The organism is Pseudomonas sp. Irchel 3A5 (assembly GCF_900187575.1).
GTDB classification, from domain to species: Bacteria; Pseudomonadota; Gammaproteobacteria; order Pseudomonadales; family Pseudomonadaceae; genus Aquipseudomonas; species Aquipseudomonas folii.
The window spans coordinates 81,444-99,218 of record NZ_FYDU01000017.1 but is presented as its reverse complement, the minus strand read 5'-3'; the positions used below and the strand labels follow the sequence as shown (position 1 = coordinate 99,218).

The following is a 17,775-nucleotide window of genomic DNA, read 5'->3' as shown; positions in this document are numbered from 1 at the left end:
CGATTACTGTGAGTCAACTGTTAAAAAATCTTCGTAGGCATCAGCGGCGCGGATCACGTTGTCTGCCAGGGTAAACACTTCCTGGACAATGACGGTCAGTGAAGAAGCCGCGCTCAGTGCGCCAAACATGCTGTAGACGGTCTCGCCGTTCGGCATGGTTTCGATACCGATAGACGACAGCGGGAAAATGTCCCGGCTCCGCAAAACGGTGTCGTTGAATGCCGCGACGTCTTTTACCTGGGAGGCGTAAACCAGTACGCAATCCACAAGAATCTGGTCGCCAGCAATTGCAATGATGATCGGCAAGCCGCCGAAGTTGTTCATCGTCACGCTCAAGCTTGGCTCGGCCCCCTGGACCAGCGTCAACTCGACTTCATTACTCTTTACCACGTCCAGTTCAGCGAGCGCCGAGTGCAGCGTGTCGATGGTCCAGTTGGTATTTTCGCTCATGAATTCCTCCAGTTTGATGCGGTTACCCAAATAGGGCTGGCGTAACACTTTTTCGACGTGTCTCAAGACTTCAGCGTTTTCAGGAAGCACATAAAGCTCTCTTTTGACGTACCCGGCTGCCGTCAGCCGTGCACGCATTTCACGCATGTAGTCGGTTGAAGTTTTTCGAGCCATCCGAGCGCCTTCCAGGACATCACATGTGATGGTTCAGCAAGTTACTCTCAAAAAAACTGACATGCAATACCTCACATGTGATGAAACATTTCATCGCGACTGTGGCTTACTGACTTCATCCCGCGTCTCCTCCGGGATCGATTCTCAAACCGCGCGGTCTTTTACGCATGACCAATTCCCGCTCTCTCCGCTTGCCGTTCTGGTTGCGTCGCGTTTTGCGACCGTTGCTGGATCCTTATCGCCGTTTCCGCCATGCTCGCCTGATCCATGCGGCGCGAATCGCGGTCGGGTTGCTGGTGACGATTCTATTGACCACAGGGCTCAACCTGCCTCACGGCGAGTGGGCGTCGGTGACGATGCTGATCGTGATTGGCGGCTTGCAGCATCACGGCAATATCCGCAAAAAATCCGTCGAGCGTGCCTACGGTACGTTGATCGGCGCAGGGCTTGGGTTGCTGGTCGTTGTGCAGCAGGGCTATCTGGAGATACCGCTGCTGACGTACGCCATGATGTCGGTGATGTGCGGATTCTTTGCCTATCACGCGATTGGCAAAGGTGGTTATACCGCGCTGCTGTCGGCAATTACCCTGTTCATCGTTGCAGGCCATGGTTACAACCCGATCAGCGACGGCTTGTGGCGCACGGTCGACATCCTGATCGGTATCGCACTGGCCCTGGCGTTTTCCTTCGCACTGCCTCTGTATGCCGTGTTCTCTTGGCGCTACAACCTGGCCAGCGGCTTGCGCGACTGCGCGAAAGTGTATGGCCGCATCATCCATGGCCAGCCTGTTACCGCTGATGAGCACTTGAAGCTAATGGCGCGCCTGAACGGTACGATGCTGCAATTGCGCTCGCTGCTGCCGTCGGTGTCCAAGGAAGTGCGAATTTCCATGGTCGAGCTTGATGCGATTCAAGGGCACTTCCGTATGTGCCTGAGTACGCTGGAGATCCTTGCCAATATACGGCCAGATGATCTTGATCAAGCGGCCGGTCCAGAGTGGCGCGCACGTCTGGATACGGAGTTTCGCCAAACCCGTCGCCAATTGATCGCCATGGCGCGCGCGCTGCAAACCGGTGCTACAGAGCGCCTGCAGCGCACATCCGAAACGAACCTGCCAGACCTGGGTTACCCGATACCTGTGCAACTGACGGGCTATCACCTGTTGATGCTGCAACTGGCAAGCAACATCGACGGTCTGCAACAGCGACTCGCAAAAACTGCGAAGCGCTGGAGAATCTGATCAGTCCAGGCAAACGTTAACGCCTCGCACGCAGTCAGACCGGCAGATGACAGACCACCGAAACTGCGATAGCTTGCCCAAAGGCACGGTGACATTAGCCAAAGACCAGAAAGGAAGTTCAAACTTTCGCACTCCAAGGGGCAATCAATAGCCCCTTTTTCCGTACTTTTTTTTGCACATTTTCATGTGAAGGCTGCCGCCTTATCACTCTTTGAAGTACACGAAAATGATCGAACCCGAACGGATCGTCACTCTCTCCCGGGAAGTGGAAGCGTTAGCGAATCGAGGTGTCAGCGATATACAAATGATCACGCGGCAAACTCGACTATTGGCGATCAATGCGCTGATTGAAGCGGCGCATGCGGGTAAGGCCGGGCTGGGTTTTTCAGTGGTGGCAGAAGAGGTCAAGGACATTTCCGAACGGATTTCGAAAATTGCCAGCGGCCTGACCCAGGATTTGCAGGCCTCAGTCAACGAGCTAACTGACCTTGGACGTGGCATGTGCTTCGACGTACGCGGTCAGCGGCTGGCGGATCTGTCGCTGAACATGATCGAGATCATCGACCGCAACCTTTATGAGCGCACGTGCGATGTCCGCTGGTGGGCGACCGATGCCTCGCTGGTCGATGCGTTAACCACAACCACGCCGGAAACCAGCGCTCACGCCAGTGGGCGACTGGGGATCATCCTCGATAGCTACACCGTGTATCTGGATATCTGGGTTGCAGACACCAAAGGACGCGTCATCGCCTCAGGTCGACCGGACACTTTTGGCAAGGTCATCGGCGCCAACGTAGCCGAGGCTCCATGGTTCAAGCAAGCCGTGCGGCATTCATCGGGCGATCAGTATTTCGCCGGGGAAGTGGCAGTGGAACCGTTGCTTCACGGCTCGCAAACCTGTGCGTTCAGCGCTGCTGTGCGCAGCAAGGCTGGCAAGCAAACGCCGGTGATTGGCGTGATCGGTATTTTCTTTGACTGGAAAAACCAGGCGGACTCAATCATTAATGGTGTGCGCTTGAGCGACGAAGAGCGCTCCCGCAGCCGGGTGATGCTGGTCGACGCCAACCACAAGGTCATTGCCAGCTCCGACGCCCAGAGCCACTTGGGGCAAAACGTAGACCTGAAGGTCAAAGCCGGACAAGCCAGCGGTTACAGCGCTCAGCCCAACAACGTCATTCAGGGTTACTCGATGACGCCTGGATTTGAGACCTATCCCGGCATGGGCTGGCTGGGTGTGATTGAGCAGCAGTTGCCAGCGATAGAGGGGTAGCGCGGAGCAGATCAAGCGAACTGTTTGAAATGCACTCCTGTAGGAGCTGCCGAAGGCTGCGATGACGGTGTGTCAGGATAATTGCATCGCAGCCTTCGGCAGCTCCTACAGGGACCGCGTTCCTGCGTCACTACACTCAATACCCCGCCGCCGCCCCATTACTGCGCGGATCAAACGCACCCTCGAAAGAACCATTCGACAAACGCACTGCAGCCGCGGCATGCCCCATGGTTTCGGTAAAGGGCGCGAGTATCTCGACTTCATGACCGCGTGCTTTCAGTTGCTCGATCACCTCAGGCGCAATGCGTGACTCGAGCTTCAGGGTGTCGCTGCTATCGCCCCAGGTTCTGCCCAGCAACCAACGCGGTGCGGTAACCGCCTGCTGCAATGGCTGACCGAACACCGCGTATCGGCTGAACACCGCGGCCTGGGTTTGAGGCTGGCCGTCGCCACCCATGGTTCCGTAAACCAGCGTACGCCCATCACTCAACCGCGCCGCCGCAGGGTTCAACGTGTGGAACGGTTTCTTGCCGGGCTTCAGCGCCAATAGATGATCAGGATCGAGGCTGAACGAAGCGCCCCGGTTCTGCCAGTTCAAACCGCTCTCCGGCAACACGACGCCGCTGCCAAACTCGTGATAGATGCTCTGGATGAATGACACCGCCAAGCCGCTGCTGTCGATGATGCCCATCCAGATCGTATCGCCCGGTCCCTTGCCCTCACCCCAGAGTGCCGCGTGCTGCGGATCGATGCGCTGGGCCAAAGCGCTCAGGTAATCCGCTTCGAGACAGGCCTGCGGCTCGATGGTCATGTGCTCGGGATCGGTGATGTGTTCATCGCGCACAGCGAAAGCCAGTTTGGTGGCTTCCACCAGCGTGTGGATATGCTCGGCGCTGTCAGCCGTGCATTCGCTCAGACCCGCGTGATCTGCGATGCCAAGGATCAATTGCGACACCAGCCCCTGACTCGGCGGCGGCATATTGAACACGGTGCCAGCGCTGTGCTGGAGCGCTAAGGCCCGGACACGTTTGGCGCGATAACCCGCCAGGTCGCTGCGCGTGACCGGAGCGCCTGCCCGCTCTAGGTCCTTGGCGATGGAGTCCGCCAGTGAGCCGCGATAAAAACTGTCCAGCCCCTCCTCCGCCAGCGTTCGCAAGGTATTGGCGAGACGCGTTTGCTTGAACAGACTGCCTGCCAAAGGCGCTTGGCCGCTGTGCAAAAAGGTTTCGGCAAAGCCCGGAATATCCTGCAACTCAGCCTGCTTGCTCGCGGTTGCCATGTGCTGGGACGGCGTGACCGGAATGCCGGAATCCGCATAAAAGATCGCATCGGCCAACAGTCGAGGCAGCGGCAGACGACCGCCCCTTTCGGCGCTGACCTGCAACGCTTCTTGCCAACCGCCAACAGTACCGGCAACCGTCAGTGCAGCGTCAGGGCCACGAACCGGAATACGCGTCATGCCCGCGTAACGCTCCATTGTCGCAAGGCTGCCGGCAGGGCCGCTGGCATCAATGGCAACCGGCTCTCCCTCGGGCGGAACAATCAACCAGAAGCCATCGCCGCCCAGGCTGTTCATGTGTGGATACACCACCGCAATCGTAGCGGCCGCCGCGACCATCGCTTCAATCGCGTTGCCGCCCTCGCGCAATACGGCCAATGCCGATTGCGCAGCAAGGCTATGAGGCGCGACGGCGATCCCACGAGCAGCGAGCGTTGTATTAAGCATTCAGACTCCTTGGTTGACAGGCTGCGGGGCATTCTTCGCCAGCCAGTTGATACGCATGCGTTTGAGGACGAAAAAAGCCAGTGCAGCAGTAATGATGTCGAAGCTGATCGCGACAGCAAACACCGGTATCCAGCTGTCGGTGTATTGGTGCAGCAAGGCCGCGACCGGACCACCGAAGATTGAGCCGATGCCCTGGGCCATGTACAGAAAGCCGTAGTTGGTCGTCGCATTCTTACTGCCGAAGGTATCCGTCAGCGTCGAAGGGAACAGCGAGAAAATCTCACCCCAACCGAGAAATACCACGCCCGACAGCAGCACGAAAAGCACCGGGTTATCGATGGTCAGAAACCACAACGTCATGGCGACGCCTTCAAAAAAGAAGGCGAAGGCCATGGTGTTCTCCCGGCCCCAACGATCAGAGATCCAGCCAAACAAAGGCCGTGTCAGCCCGTTGCAAATACGGTCGATGGTCAGCGCCAGGGGTAAGGCAGCCATGCCCATGACCATCACGTTGGTCATGCCGAAGTCCTTGGCAAAACTGGCCATCTGCGAGGTGACCATCAGTCCCGACGTGGACATCATGGTAAACATCGCGAACATCAGCCAGAAGACCGGTGTTTTAAGCATCTCGCGCGGGGCCACATCGGCAACCACTCTGCCGACAATAGGCACTGACTGCTCGGCGAGTTGTGCAGGCGGTTGACGCAAGAACTGCGAAGCGACAAGACCCACGGCGCCGAGGATCAGGCCAAAGGTCATCAGCGTCGACTCCATGCCGACATCCTTGAGGCTGTTACTGATCGGGAAAGTCGTGAGCATCGCGCCCATGCCATAACCCGCCGCAACAGCGCCCGCCGCCAGACCACGGCGATCCGGGAACCAGCGAACCATCAAACCGACGATGCCGACATACACGATGCCGGTCCCCAAGCCACCCAGCAGGCCATAACTCAGGTACAGCGACGTCAGTGATGTCGCGTGACTGGCGAGCACCCAACTCAACCCGGAGAGAACACAGCCTGTAGCGATCAACTTGCGCAGACCAAAACGATCAATCAACCAGCCTTGGGCCGGTGAGAAGAACGTCTGCAGAATAATTAACAACGAGAATGTGATCTGTACCTGGGCCAGTGAAACACCCAGCTTCTGCGTTAATGGGCCGGTAAATAAAGTCCACACATATTGCGGACTGGAAATGGCCATCATACAAACCATGCCGATAACCAATTGATACCAGCGCGAGCTGAAGGCTCCGACGACAGGCTGCTCTAGCGTAAGCGTCTTGCTGACCATAACGAATCTCACTGTGCAAGTGGGTATACGTCTGTTCAGCAAGTGGCATGCCAATCCCGTTCAGGCGGCAATTGCAAAATTTATGAGATTTATATGACCAACCTGTTTTATACATGACTATCGCCCGCACTTATAACTTCCGAAGCAAAGGTCGAAATAACGGCATTAACAGTTTGGGAATTATATTTGCACAATACTTATTAACGATCATCACTCTACGCCTACCCTCCAGACTCATCTAACGCTGGCAAGACACAAGGCATCGCTTAACGGACACATTGCCTTTTTTGTTCACCTGTCGGCTCATAACGTGCGCACCAGAATGATTCTGCCTGCTTCGTTTTAGCCCGTACGCACCCTATTGGCGGCCACCACGGGTAATATGCCCGCAGCCTTGAAGGAGAGACTCTTGTCCACCACCCGCCAGCCCGTCCTTGATGAAGTCGACCGCCAATTGATCGCGGCCCTGCAGATTAACGCTCGCGAAAGCGTTGCCATGCTTGCCCGGCAACTGGGTATCGCCCGGACCACCGTGACGTCCCGGCTGGCGCGGCTGGAAAGTGCCAAGGTCATCACCGGCTACGGCGTGCGCCTCAGTCAGCGGGTGGTTGATGGGGGATTGCAGGCGTACGTCGGGATCACCGTACAACCGCGTTCGGGCAAGGAAGTGTTACGCCGCCTGAGCAGTCTGGCTCAGGTTCAGCAGCTGTGTGCTGTGAGTGGCGAATTCGATTACGTGGCCTGGCTGCGGACTGATTCGCCGGAGCAACTGGACCAACTGCTGGATTTGATCGGCAGCGTTGATGGCGTCGAGAAAACCACGACCTCGATCATTCTCAGCAGCAAGATTGATCGCGGGCAACCTGTTTAGAACAACGCGCCCCCTGTAGGAGCTGCCGAAGGCTGCGATGCATTTATCCTGACACACCGCCATCGCAGCCTTCGGCAGCTCCTACAGAAAATGCATTTCAATCCAAACGGTTTGGGCAGACAAAAAAAAACCGCCTGACTGATCAAAAACTTCGTCATATCGCACAAAATAACTCCATAACGACGACACTTTGCGTCTTATTTATGTCCCTGCGCTTGTCTAGACTGTGCCTTTCGCGTTCCAGCCAGGTCAGTCATGAAAAACAATCGCCATCCCGCAGACGGTAAGAAGCCGATCACTATGTTCGGCCCGGACTTCCCCTTCGCCTTCGACGACTGGATCGAGCACCCCGCCGGGCTGGGCAGTATCCCTGTCGAGAATCACGGTCAGGAAGTGGCGATTGTTGGCGCGGGCATTGCGGGATTGGTGGCGGCCTATGAACTGATGAAGCTGGGCCTCAAGCCCGTCGTCTACGAGGCATCAAAGATGGGCGGCCGTCTGCGCTCCCAGGCTTTCGAGGGGACGGAAGGCATCATCGCGGAACTGGGCGGCATGCGCTTTCCGGTATCCTCCACGGCGTTCTACCACTACGTCGACAAGCTAGGCCTGGAATCAAAGCCTTTCCCCAACCCGCTGACTGCCGCCTCCGGCAGTACCGTTATCGACCTGGAAGGCGTCACGTATTACGCGCAGAAACTCTCGGATCTCCCCGCTATGTTCCAGGAAGTGGCCGACGCCTGGGCCGATGCGCTGGAAGAAGGTTCGGGCTTCAAGGACATTCAGCAAGCCATCCGCGACCGCGATGTGCCGCGCCTCAAAGAGCTGTGGAACACCTTGGTGCCATTGTGGGATGACCGCACGTTCTATGATTTCGTCGCCACCTCCAAAGCGTTCGCCAAACTGTCGTTCTACCACCGTGAAGTCTTCGGCCAGGTCGGTTTCGGCACCGGCGGCTGGGACTCGGACTTCCCCAACTCGATGCTGGAAATCTTTCGCGTGGTCATGACCAACTGCGACGACCACCAGCACCTGATCGTTGGCGGCGTAGAACAAGTGCCGCTGGGCATCTGGCGTCATGTCCCGGAGCGCTGCGCCCACTGGCCTGAAGGCACCAGCCTTGCTTCTTTGCACCATGGCGCGCCCCGTACCGGCGTAAAGCGCATTGCCCGCGCTGAAGACGGTCTGCTGGCCGTCACTGATAACTGGGGCGACACCCGCCACTACGCCGCTGTTCTGACCACCTGCCAAAGCTGGTTGTTGACCACCCAGATCGAATGCGAAGAATCGTTGTTCTCGCAAAAAATGTGGATGGCGCTGGACCGTACGCGTTACATGCAATCGTCGAAAACCTTCGTGATGGTCGACCGCCCTTTCTGGAAAGACAAAGATCCGGAAACCGGCCGCGACCTCATGAGCATGACCCTCACCGACCGTCTGACCCGCGGCACTTACCTGTTCGATAATGGCGACGACAAGCCCGGGGTGATCTGCCTGTCTTACTCGTGGATGAGTGATGCGTTGAAGATGTTGCCGCAGCCCATCGAAAAACGGGTCAAACTGGCGCTCGATGCGCTGAAGAAGATCTACCCTAAAGTCGATATCGCGGCGCGGATCATCGGTGACCCAATCACTGTTTCCTGGGAATCGGACCCGCACTTCCTCGGCGCTTTCAAAGGCGCATTGCCGGGGCACTACCGTTATAACCAGCGGATGTATGCGCACTTCATGCAGCAGGACATGCCGGTCGAACAGCGCGGCATGTTTATCGCGGGAGACGACGTATCCTGGACCCCCGCCTGGGTCGAAGGCGCAGTGCAGACCTCACTGAACGCGGTGTGGGGCATCATGACCCACTTCGGCGGCAAGACCCACGCCGACAACCCAGGCCCCGGTGATGTGTTCCACGAGATTGGTCCCATCGCCCTGACCGACTGAACAAAAGGCTGAATCATGCGCATCGCCCTGTACCAATGCCCGCCCCTGCCGCTGGATATCGGCGGCAACCTGCAACGTCTGGATGATCAGGCGCGAGAGGCGGCAGCGCTCGGTGCGGAGTTGCTGGTTTGCCCGGAAATGTTCCTCACGGGCTACAACATCGGTGCCGAGGCGGCGCGTACATTGGCGCAACCCAGTGATGGCTTTGCGGCAGGCGACATCGCGGCCATTGCCAAGGGTTACGGCATCGCGGTCCTTTATGGGTATCCGGAGCTGGGTGCTGACGACCTGATTTACAACTCGGTGCAGTTGATCGACAGCCACGGCAAGACCCTTTGCAACTATCGCAAGACGCACCTGTACGGCGACCTGGACAAAGCGATGTTCAGTCCCGGCGAAGACCGCTTTCCGATTGTGGAATTGAACGGTTGGCGCCTGGGTTTTCTGATCTGTTATGACGTCGAGTTTCCAGAAAACACCCGACGTCTGGCTCTGGAAGGTGCCGAGTTGATTCTGGTGCCGACGGCTAACATGGCGCCTTATGATTTTGTCGCCGAGGTGACGGTTCGAGCCCGGGCTTACGAGAATCAGTGCTACGTGGTTTACGCCAATTATTGCGGCAGCGAGGGCGACATTCACTACTGCGGCCTGAGCAGCCTCTGCGCCCCGGATGGCAGCCGTCTGGCCGTGGCGCAACAGGACGAGGTTTTGATCTCGGGCACCCTGGATCGACAGTTGATGGAGCAGTCGCGATCGATCAATACCTACTTCAATGACCGGCGGCCGGGGTTGTATGTGGGGTTGGGTGAGGATTGAGCGGCAGCTCATGTCAAACACAATATAAATCACTGAATAGATGCGATTTTCATGTGGGAGCGGTGCTTGCCCGCGATAAGGCAGGATGCGATTCACTTTAGATCGCGGTTTCCTTATCGCGGGCAAGCACCGCTCCCACATAGAACCGTGTTTGCCGCGAGACCGCGCGGTGCCATGAATAACCAATTCCGCTAGCATGACCCGATCACGTCTCCCGGAACGCCCATGCCTGCCTCGCCCACCACCGAACACCTGACCCTCGCCAACGGCCTGAACGTCGTGCTGTGCCATTCGCCACGGCTCAAGCGCTGCGCCGCTTCGTTGCGGGTGGCAGCAGGGAGCCATGACGTGTCCGCTGCATGGCCGGGGCTTGCGCATTTTCTGGAGCATCTGTTCTTCCTCGGTACCGAGCGGTTTGCCGGGGATGAAAAGCTGATGGCCTTCGTACAGCGGCATGGTGGGCAGATCAATGCCAGTACTCGCGAGCGAACCACTGATTTCTTTTTCGAACTGCCGCTGGCGGTGTTCGCCCAAGGGCTGGAGCGCCTGTGCGATATGCTCGCTCATCCGCGCATGACGCTGGCGGACCAACTGCGCGAGCGGGAAGTCCTGCATGCCGAGTTCATCGCCTGGTCTCGCGACGCCACTGCGCGTCAGCACATGCAGATGCTGGAAAGCATTTCCGCCCGCCATCCCCTGCGCGCATTTCACGCTGGCAATCGCTACAGCTTGCCGGTGCCGCGTCGGGCTTTTCAGCAAGCGTTGCAGGATTTTTATCAGCGGTTTTATCAGGCCGGGCAAATGACCTTGTGTCTGGCTGGGCCTCAGTCGCTGGAGGAGCTAAAAGGGCTGGCGACGAATTATGGCGCAGGGCTGGCCAGTGGCGTAAAGGTCGCGCAAGAACAGCCGCCGAAGCTGGTTGATGATGAAAACCGGATACGCGTCAGTTCCGATCAGCAACTGCTTCTGGTCTGTGAGGATTTGCCTGAGGGGGCGGATGAAGCCGCCGCGTTTTTGTGTCATTGCCTGAATGGCAGTCGAGCGGAGGGCGTGGTTGAAGCGTTGAAGGCGGAGGTGGTTTATCAGTTTGCGGGTCAATTGTTGATCAAGGTCGACGCCATCGCGAGCAAGCTCACTCCTACAGGGGGGCGTGTTACATCTGTAGGAGTGAGCTTGCTCGCGATGGCGTCGGCACTGACACAAAACCTCAAAACCCATTGGCCATCCCTGCACAACGACTACAACCGCCTTCAGCAACGGCACCTGGATGTCAGCTCCCCTCTTGAGCTAGCGCACTACCACGCCCGCAACCTGCCAAAAGGCTTATCCGAGCAAGGCTGCACAGCACTGATCGCAATGCTGGAGCAGATTCAACCGGACACACAACCTTCAGAAATCCATTGGCAGTTCCCGAAACCAAACCCTTTCCTGACCGTACCGAGTAACGGCCACGAAGGCGCGATTTTTCTGCGCTGGTCTCTGCCTTGCCCGCAACCCACGCTGTGGCAAATGTTTGATCAGAGCCTTAAACCTCTGGCGCGGGATGCGAAGCAAGCAGGCGTCAACCTTGAGTTCAATGCTTATGGCCATTTCTGGCAACTCAAGCTGACCGGCCTCGACGCCCCCATTTCTGAAATCCTGAAGCATGCGTTACAACAATTGAATGCTCCAGACGATGCAGCCTTGGCGCGCCGGGGCCAGTCGAGCGATGAACCGGCCCTGATTCCAATCCGGCAGTTGCTCAAAGCACTGCCCGATTGCTATCTGAACGCAGCACCCGCCGACGAAACCGGCGACGTTCAAGCCTTCTGGCCCACAACGCAGTGGATCAGCTTCATGTCAGGCCTTGCGCAGGAAACGATCACCGCGCTGAACACCGTATTACTCAATACGCCGGGCCAGCGCGACGAGCAATCACTGCAAGCGCCAGCACTGGCATCCGGCAAACATTGGCAAGCTGCCGCGCCACACGCCTCGGAAAGCGCCGTGCTGCTATTCTGCACCACGCCCTCTTCCTCCATCGCCGATGAAGCGGCCTGGCGATTACTGGCTCATCTGGCGCAAGGCCCGTTCTACCAGCGCCTGAGGGTTGAGCTGCAACTGGGTTATGCGGTTTTCAGCGGTTTGCGACAGATCGCCGGACGAACGGGAATACTCTTCGGTGTGCAGTCGCCTAACGCCTCAGGCCCGCAACTGGTCGAGCACATCGAACAGTTTCTGAACGATCTGCCTGACTGGATCAATGACGTTGACCTGAACGTTCAGACTGAAGCCTTGCGCGCGCAACTGGACATAAACGCCATGGAAGCCCCGCAAGCGGCGGAGCTACGCTGGCAAGCGCATCTTGCGGGCCACGATGAGCGGTTTATGTCCGCGCTGGATGAAACATTACGAAACCTCGACAGGCACACTTTGTTGCAGGCCGCTGATAGCCTTCAACGGGCCACGGGCGGCTGGCTTTGCCTGACAAACAGCCCGCAAACACCATGGCGTGTTGCCTGATCATTACCAAAGCTGCAAAAGCTTTGTTCACGAATCCGACAGCCAGAATTTGTTAAATTAAGTAACATAGGTTCCTAATCATCGAACGTATGCCTTTGCAGGTGTACTAACGATTTACCACCCACCGCTGCAATCACCCAGAAGGAGTCTTTTATGTGGACTAAACCTGCTTACACTGATCTGCGTATCGGTTTCGAAGTCACGATGTACTTCGCAAGCCGTTGATGACAACGCGGTGCAAAGCCTCGGTTCGCCGGGGCTTTTTTTATTGGTAAGTCATTTTTTCTTTTTAGATCCTCTTTTCATGCCTCGCCCCAGGGAGCTGACATGCACATCCAGATTCTAGGTTCCGCTGCTGGCGGCGGCTTTCCGCAGTGGAACTGCAATTGCGCAAACTGCGCCGGTTTCCGCGACGGTAGCCTGCGGGCTCATGCCCGGACCCAATCGTCCATTGCGCTCTCTGACGATGGCATCAACTGGGTGTTGTGCAACGCCTCTCCAGACATTCGCGCACAGTTGGCCGGTTTCGGCCCGATGCAACCAGGCCGCGCCCTGCGCGACACCGGGATCAGCGCGATCATCCTGATGGACAGTCAGATCGACCACACCACCGGCCTGCTCAGCTTGCGCGAAGGTTGCCCGCATCAGGTCTGGTGTACCGACATGGTTCACGAAGACCTGAGCACCGGCTTCCCGCTGTTCAATATGCTCAAGCACTGGAACGGCGGTCTGGTCTGGAACCGCATTGAGCTTGAAGGCAGCTTTGTGATTCCTGCCTGCCCGAACCTGCGCTTCACGCCATTTCCGCTGCGCAGCGCAGCGCCGCCCTATTCGCCGCACCGCTTCGATCCGCATCCGGGTGACAACATCGGCCTGATGGTTGAAGACCTCAAGACCGGCGGCAAGCTGTTCTACGCGCCGGGGCTGGGCAAGGTTGATGATCCGCTGATGGAAAAAATGGTCGCTGCTGACTGCCTGCTGGTGGACGGCACTATGTGGGACGACGATGAGATGCAGCGTCGTGGCGTTGGCACGCGGACCGGTACTGAAATGGGCCATCTGGCACAAAACGGCCCTGGCGGCATGCTCGAAGTGCTTGAGCGCCTGCCGAAACAGCGCAAGGTGCTTATCCACATCAACAACACCAACCCGATCCTCGACGAAGACTCGCCCGAACGCGCTGAGCTTGCTCGCCGTAACGTCGAAGTGGCGTTTGATGGGATGAGTATTGAGTTGTAAGAGGCGTGAACACTGACCTGTGGGAGCGGTGCTTGGTCTGGGCGGCATTCCGACGATAAAGACACCTCGATCTGAAGTGAACCGCGTCCAGCCTTATCGTCGGAATGCCGCCCAGACCAAGCACCGCTCCCACAGGTCCGTGTCATTCAGAAAGAGATGTGTTGTTCACAGGAGCCAACATGAGCGAAGCAACGCCGCTGTCCACCGCTGAATTCGAACAGGCCTTGCGCGCCAAAGGCGCGTATTACCATATCCATCACCCCTACCACGTGGCGATGTACGAAGGCCGTGCGACCCGCGAACAGATTCAGGGCTGGGTCGCCAACCGTTTCTACTATCAGGTCAACATCCCGCTCAAGGATGCCGCCATTCTTGCCAACTGCCCGGATCGTGAAATTCGTCGTGAGTGGATTCAGCGCCTGCTGGATCACGACGGTGCGCCCGGTGAAGACGGCGGTATTGAAGCCTGGCTGCGTTTGGGTCAGGCCGTTGGGCTGGACCCGGATCAACTGCGCTCCCAGGAACTGGTTCTGCCCGGCGTACGCTTCGCCGTGGATGCCTACGTCAACTTTGCCCGCCGCGCCAATTGGCAGGAAGCCGCCAGCAGCTCGCTGACAGAGCTGTTCGCCCCGCAGATCCACCAGTCACGTCTGGACAGTTGGCCGCAGCATTACCCGTGGATCGATCCAGCTGGCTACGAGTATTTCCGTACCCGGCTGGGCCAGGCGCGTCGCGATGTGGAGCACGGCCTGACGATCACCCTGCAGCACTACACGACTTATGACGGCCAGCAGCGCATGCTGGAAATCCTGCAGTTCAAACTCGACATTTTGTGGAGCATGCTGGACGCCATGAGCATGGCCTACGAGCTGAACCGCCCGCCTTATCACAGCGTGACCGACCAACGGGTCTGGCATAAGGGGATTGCCCTATGAGCTTTGATCGACAACAAGTCCCGAGCTGGCGTCGAGGCTATCGCTATCAGTTTGAACCGGCGCAGAACGGCCACGTGCTGCTGTACCCGGAAGGCATGATCAAACTCAATGAAAGCGCCAGTGCCATTGGTGGCCTGATCGATGGCCAGCGCAGCGTAGCGGCCATCATTGAAGCCCTGAACGAGCAGTTCCCGGGCTTTCCCGAGCTCGGCAGCGATGTCGAGCAATTCATGGAGGTCGCCCGTGGCGAACACTGGATCGAACTTGCCTGAGTCGACCCCGGTTGAGTCAGCCATCAAGATTCCGCCCAAGCCCGCGGTTGGTTTGCCGCTGTGGCTGCTGGCCGAGCTGACGTATCGCTGCCCGCTGCAATGCCCGTATTGCTCGAACCCGTTGGACTTCGCCAAACAAGGCCAGGAGCTGACCACCGAGCAATGGTTCAAGGTCATGGCCGAGGCGCGGCAAATGGGGGCGGCGCAGATTGGCTTCTCAGGTGGTGAACCGCTGGTGCGTCAGGATCTGGCTGAGCTGATCCGCGAAGCCCGTCGGCTCGGTTATTACACCAACCTGATTACCTCGGGTATCGGTCTGACCGAACAGAAGATCATCGACTTCAAAGAAGCCGGGCTCGACCACATCCAGATCAGTTTCCAGGCCAGCGATGAGCAAGTGAACAACATGCTCGCAGGGTCAAAAAAAGCTTTTGCGCAGAAGCTGGAAATGGCCCGTGCGGTCAAGAAGCACGGCTACCCGATGGTGCTGAATTTCGTCACTCACCGGCACAACATCGACAAGATCGATAAAATTATCGAGCTTTGTATCGCCCTCGAAGCCGACTTCGTCGAGCTGGCGACGTGTCAGTTCTACGGCTGGGCGCACCTGAACCGCCAAGGCTTGCTGCCCACCAAGGATCAACTGGTTCGTGCCGAGCGGGTCACTAACGAATACCGCGACAAGCTCGCCGCCGAAAACCATCCCTGCAAGCTGATTTTCGTCACCCCGGATTACTACGAGGAACGTCCCAAAGCCTGCATGAACGGCTGGGGCAATATCTTCCTCACTGTGACCCCGGACGGCACCGCGCTGCCGTGCCATGGTGCGCGGCAAATGCCGGTGCAGTTTCCCAATGTCCGCGACCATACGATGCAGCACATCTGGTACGACTCGTTCGGTTTCAACCGCTTCCGTGGTTACGACTGGATGCCTGAACCGTGCCGCTCCTGCGATGAAAAAGAGAAGGATTTTGGCGGCTGCCGTTGCCAGGCATTCATGCTCACCGGCGATGCCGCCAATGCCGATCCGGTATGCAGTAAATCACCTCATCACGGGATGATTGTGCAGGCTCGCAAAGAAGCCGAATATGCGACTCAAACCATTGAGCAGTTGGCCTTTCGCAATGACAGAAACTCGCGCCTCATCGCCAAATCCTGACACGTTCACCGCAGCCCAGGCAGTCGCCGCTGGCGTCGATTTCGCCGAGTTGGCGGTTAGCCCGCTGGGGTTGTTCTGGAACGAATACCGGCCGGAGGATGGCGCGTGCCGCATCTGGCGCTGGTTTGAAGGCAACACGACCTGCCTGACGCCCGACGGCTTCAGCGTGCGCAGCCGGGTCTATGAATATGGCGGCGGGTCTTTCTGCCTGACTGACGATGGGTTGGTGTTCGTCAACGAAAGCGATCAGCAGCTCTATCGCCAGCCACTGGTGTTTGATGAGTTCGAGGGCGAAGGTCTGCCCGAAGCCATCACCACCGGCAAAAAACGCTACGGCGATCTGGTATTTGCCAACGGGCAGATTCTGGCCGTCGAAGAAGACAAAGAATTCCATCAACTGGTCAGCATTGACGTCGCCAATGGCAAGCGTCTGGTGCTCGCGCGCGGGGCGGATTTCTACGCATCCCCCACCCTCAGCCCTGATGGCCAGCGTTTGGCCTGGATCGAATGGCAGAAGCCACACCAGCCCTGGACAAGCACATTGTTAATGAGCAGCAAACGTCAGGCGGCGGGCGGTTGGTCCGAGCCGCGTTGCCTGGCGGGCGACCGCGATCAGGAGTCCATTCAGCAAGCACGTTTCGACGCTAACGGGCGTTTGTATTGCCTGAGCGATCAGGGCGGTTTCTGGCAGCCTTGTGTGGAAGGCTCATTCGGCCTGACCCACCTCAAGGCGTCCGACGCCGACCATGCGCCAGCACCTTGGCAACTGGGCGGCCGCAGTTGGTTGCCGTTACCTAACGGTGCTTACCTGGGTACCTGGTCGGAAAACGGCACAGGCGTGTTGGGGATGCGAGATTCCCACGGCACGCTGGAAGATTTCAGCGGCGAGTACAGCCGTTTCCGCAGTCTGGCGCTCGACGATCAATACGTTTATTGCATCGCGGCTTCAGCCACCCGCCCTTCGGCGGTCCTCGCGATCAGTCGCGAAGATCACAGTGTTCAGGTGCTGGCCGGAGGTGTCGCGCCCCTGCCGCCGGAGCAAATCAGCCGCCCACAAACATTGCGCTACAAAAGCGGCGATGGCGAAGCGCACGGCTATTTCTACCCGGCCATGAATGCTGTTGGCACGCCGCCGCTGGTGGTGTTTGTCCACGGCGGACCGACCTCGGCCTGCTACCCGGTGCTTGATCCGAAAATCCAGTACTGGACCCAACGCGGCTTTGCCGTGGCCGATCTCAACTATCGCGGTAGCACCGGATACGGCCGGGAATATCGGCAGAGCCTGCACCTGAACTGGGGTGTGGCCGATGTGGAAGATGCTTGCGCGGTGGTTGCTCACCTGGCCGGACGCGGACTGATCAATCCGGAACAAGCGTTCATTCGCGGCGGCAGTGCCGGGGGTTATACGACCCTGTGCGCACTGGCCTTCAAGAAAGTCTTCCGCGCCGGTGCAAGCTTGTACGGCGTCAGCGACCCACTAGCATTGGCCAAAGCCACGCATAAATTCGAGAGCGATTATCTGGACTGGCTGATCGGCGATCCTGAAGAGGACCTCGACCGCTATCACGCCCGTACGCCTCTGCTGCACGCCGCAGACATTCAGGTGCCGGTGATTTTCTTCCAGGGCGAGCTCGACGCCGTGGTCGTTCCTGAACAAACCCGCGCCATGCTGATGGCCCTGAAGTCCCGAGGCGTTGTGGCTGAGGGGCATTTTTACGCGGACGAACACCACGGCTTCCGCAAGGCGGTCAATCAGGCGGATGCGTTGACGAAGGAGTGGGCGTTTTATCGCAAGGTGATTGATGGGTGATCAACACTAACTTATCCACCTGACCCTGGCATCACGCTGTGGACCTGTAGGAGCTCACCGAGGTTACGAGGCCAGCGATGGC

Annotated in this window: 15 protein-coding genes; 12 read left to right on the top strand and 3 right to left on the bottom strand. The window is 58.1% G+C overall.

The window, feature by feature from the left end; all coding sequences use genetic code 11:
• Positions 1 to 3 precede the first annotated feature (3 nt).
• Positions 4 to 624, bottom strand: coding sequence for a YjfI family protein (locus CKW31_RS24900; protein ID WP_095101083.1), 621 nt, complete (start codon positions 622 to 624; stop codon positions 4 to 6).
• A gap of 167 nt (positions 625 to 791) precedes the next feature.
• Between CKW31_RS24900 and CKW31_RS24895 the strand changes: the two genes are divergently transcribed.
• The gene (locus tag CKW31_RS24895; RefSeq protein WP_095101081.1) at positions 792 to 1,865 is read left to right on the top strand and encodes an FUSC family protein; all 1,074 of its coding nucleotides are present in this window, start codon (positions 792 to 794) and stop codon (positions 1,863 to 1,865) included.
• Positions 1,866 to 2,091: 226 nt separating this feature from the next.
• Positions 2,092 to 3,135 carry a methyl-accepting chemotaxis protein gene (locus tag CKW31_RS24890; protein ID WP_095101079.1) on the top strand — a complete coding sequence of 348 codons (1,044 nt, stop codon included), beginning with the start codon at positions 2,092 to 2,094 and terminating at the stop codon, positions 3,133 to 3,135.
• Positions 3,136 to 3,271: 136 nt separating this feature from the next.
• On the opposite strand, the gene CKW31_RS24885 is transcribed toward CKW31_RS24890, so the two are convergent.
• Together CKW31_RS24885 and oxlT are read right to left on the bottom strand one after the other, a co-directional pair.
• On the bottom strand, positions 3,272 to 4,861 hold the full coding sequence (locus tag CKW31_RS24885; RefSeq protein ID WP_095101077.1) for a gamma-glutamyltransferase family protein: 1,590 nt from the start codon (positions 4,859 to 4,861) through the stop codon (positions 3,272 to 3,274).
• Positions 4,862 to 6,154 carry an oxalate/formate MFS antiporter gene (oxlT, locus tag CKW31_RS24880; RefSeq protein ID WP_095101075.1) on the bottom strand — a complete coding sequence of 431 codons (1,293 nt, stop codon included), beginning with the start codon at positions 6,152 to 6,154 and terminating at the stop codon, positions 4,862 to 4,864.
• 409 nt (positions 6,155 to 6,563) lie between these two features.
• Between oxlT and CKW31_RS24875 the strand changes: the two genes are divergently transcribed.
• The 10 genes from CKW31_RS24875 to CKW31_RS24830 all read left to right on the top strand — a co-directional run bounded on the left by CKW31_RS24875 (position 6,564) and on the right by CKW31_RS24830 (position 17,693).
• Positions 6,564 to 7,025: an Lrp/AsnC family transcriptional regulator gene (locus tag CKW31_RS24875; RefSeq protein WP_027899479.1), complete on the top strand. Its 462-nt coding sequence runs from the start codon at positions 6,564 to 6,566 to the stop codon at positions 7,023 to 7,025.
• Positions 7,026 to 7,280: 255 nt separating this feature from the next.
• The gene (locus CKW31_RS24870; protein ID WP_095101073.1) at positions 7,281 to 8,960 is read left to right on the top strand and encodes an NAD(P)/FAD-dependent oxidoreductase; all 1,680 of its coding nucleotides are present in this window, start codon (positions 7,281 to 7,283) and stop codon (positions 8,958 to 8,960) included.
• Between the two features lie 15 nt (positions 8,961 to 8,975).
• Positions 8,976 to 9,776, top strand: a complete 801-nt coding sequence (locus CKW31_RS24865; RefSeq protein ID WP_095101071.1) for a carbon-nitrogen hydrolase family protein — start codon at positions 8,976 to 8,978, stop codon at positions 9,774 to 9,776.
• 225 nt (positions 9,777 to 10,001) lie between these two features.
• A complete protein-coding gene (pqqF, locus tag CKW31_RS24860; RefSeq protein ID WP_095101069.1) occupies positions 10,002 to 12,278 on the top strand; it encodes a pyrroloquinoline quinone biosynthesis protein PqqF in 2,277 nt (758 codons plus the stop codon).
• Positions 12,279 to 12,431: 153 nt separating this feature from the next.
• Positions 12,432 to 12,503, top strand: coding sequence for a pyrroloquinoline quinone precursor peptide PqqA (pqqA, locus tag CKW31_RS24855; RefSeq protein WP_008365141.1), 72 nt, complete (start codon positions 12,432 to 12,434; stop codon positions 12,501 to 12,503).
• A gap of 102 nt (positions 12,504 to 12,605) precedes the next feature.
• Positions 12,606 to 13,517 (top strand): pyrroloquinoline quinone biosynthesis protein PqqB, encoded by a 912-nt coding sequence (gene pqqB, locus CKW31_RS24850; RefSeq protein WP_095101067.1) that lies wholly within the window; start codon positions 12,606 to 12,608, stop codon positions 13,515 to 13,517.
• A 179-nt stretch (positions 13,518 to 13,696) separates the two neighbouring features.
• The gene (gene pqqC, locus CKW31_RS24845; RefSeq protein ID WP_095101066.1) at positions 13,697 to 14,452 is read left to right on the top strand and encodes a pyrroloquinoline-quinone synthase PqqC; all 756 of its coding nucleotides are present in this window, start codon (positions 13,697 to 13,699) and stop codon (positions 14,450 to 14,452) included.
• Positions 14,449 to 14,724, top strand: a complete 276-nt coding sequence (gene pqqD / locus CKW31_RS24840) for a pyrroloquinoline quinone biosynthesis peptide chaperone PqqD (RefSeq protein ID WP_027899483.1) — start codon at positions 14,449 to 14,451, stop codon at positions 14,722 to 14,724. Before pqqC ends, pqqD begins: the two co-directional genes overlap by 4 nt.
• On the top strand, positions 14,696 to 15,883 hold the full coding sequence (gene pqqE, locus CKW31_RS24835) for a pyrroloquinoline quinone biosynthesis protein PqqE (RefSeq protein ID WP_176469980.1): 1,188 nt from the start codon (positions 14,696 to 14,698) through the stop codon (positions 15,881 to 15,883). Before pqqD ends, pqqE begins: the two co-directional genes overlap by 29 nt.
• The gene (locus CKW31_RS24830; RefSeq protein ID WP_095101064.1) at positions 15,849 to 17,693 is read left to right on the top strand and encodes a S9 family peptidase; all 1,845 of its coding nucleotides are present in this window, start codon (positions 15,849 to 15,851) and stop codon (positions 17,691 to 17,693) included. The genes pqqE and CKW31_RS24830 overlap by 35 nt, the downstream gene beginning before the upstream one ends.
• The last annotated feature ends 82 nt before the right edge of the window (positions 17,694 to 17,775 follow it).

Coding starts and splice junctions, on each gene's coding strand:
- CKW31_RS24900 (WP_095101083.1), bottom strand. CDS start 624: ATGGCTCGAAAAACTTCAACCGACTACATGCGTGAAATGCGTGCACGG.
- CKW31_RS24865 (WP_095101071.1), top strand. CDS start 8,976: ATGCGCATCGCCCTGTACCAATGCCCGCCCCTGCCGCTGGATATCGGC.
- CKW31_RS24870 (WP_095101073.1), top strand. CDS start 7,281: ATGAAAAACAATCGCCATCCCGCAGACGGTAAGAAGCCGATCACTATG.
- pqqB (WP_095101067.1), top strand. CDS start 12,606: ATGCACATCCAGATTCTAGGTTCCGCTGCTGGCGGCGGCTTTCCGCAG.
- oxlT (WP_095101075.1), bottom strand. CDS start 6,154: ATGGTCAGCAAGACGCTTACGCTAGAGCAGCCTGTCGTCGGAGCCTTC.
- CKW31_RS24830 (WP_095101064.1), top strand. CDS start 15,849: ATGACAGAAACTCGCGCCTCATCGCCAAATCCTGACACGTTCACCGCA.
- CKW31_RS24890 (WP_095101079.1), top strand. CDS start 2,092: ATGATCGAACCCGAACGGATCGTCACTCTCTCCCGGGAAGTGGAAGCG.
- CKW31_RS24885 (WP_095101077.1), bottom strand. CDS start 4,861: ATGCTTAATACAACGCTCGCTGCTCGTGGGATCGCCGTCGCGCCTCAT.
- pqqD (WP_027899483.1), top strand. CDS start 14,449: ATGAGCTTTGATCGACAACAAGTCCCGAGCTGGCGTCGAGGCTATCGC.
- pqqF (WP_095101069.1), top strand. CDS start 10,002: ATGCCTGCCTCGCCCACCACCGAACACCTGACCCTCGCCAACGGCCTG.
- pqqC (WP_095101066.1), top strand. CDS start 13,697: ATGAGCGAAGCAACGCCGCTGTCCACCGCTGAATTCGAACAGGCCTTG.
- CKW31_RS24895 (WP_095101081.1), top strand. CDS start 792: ATGACCAATTCCCGCTCTCTCCGCTTGCCGTTCTGGTTGCGTCGCGTT.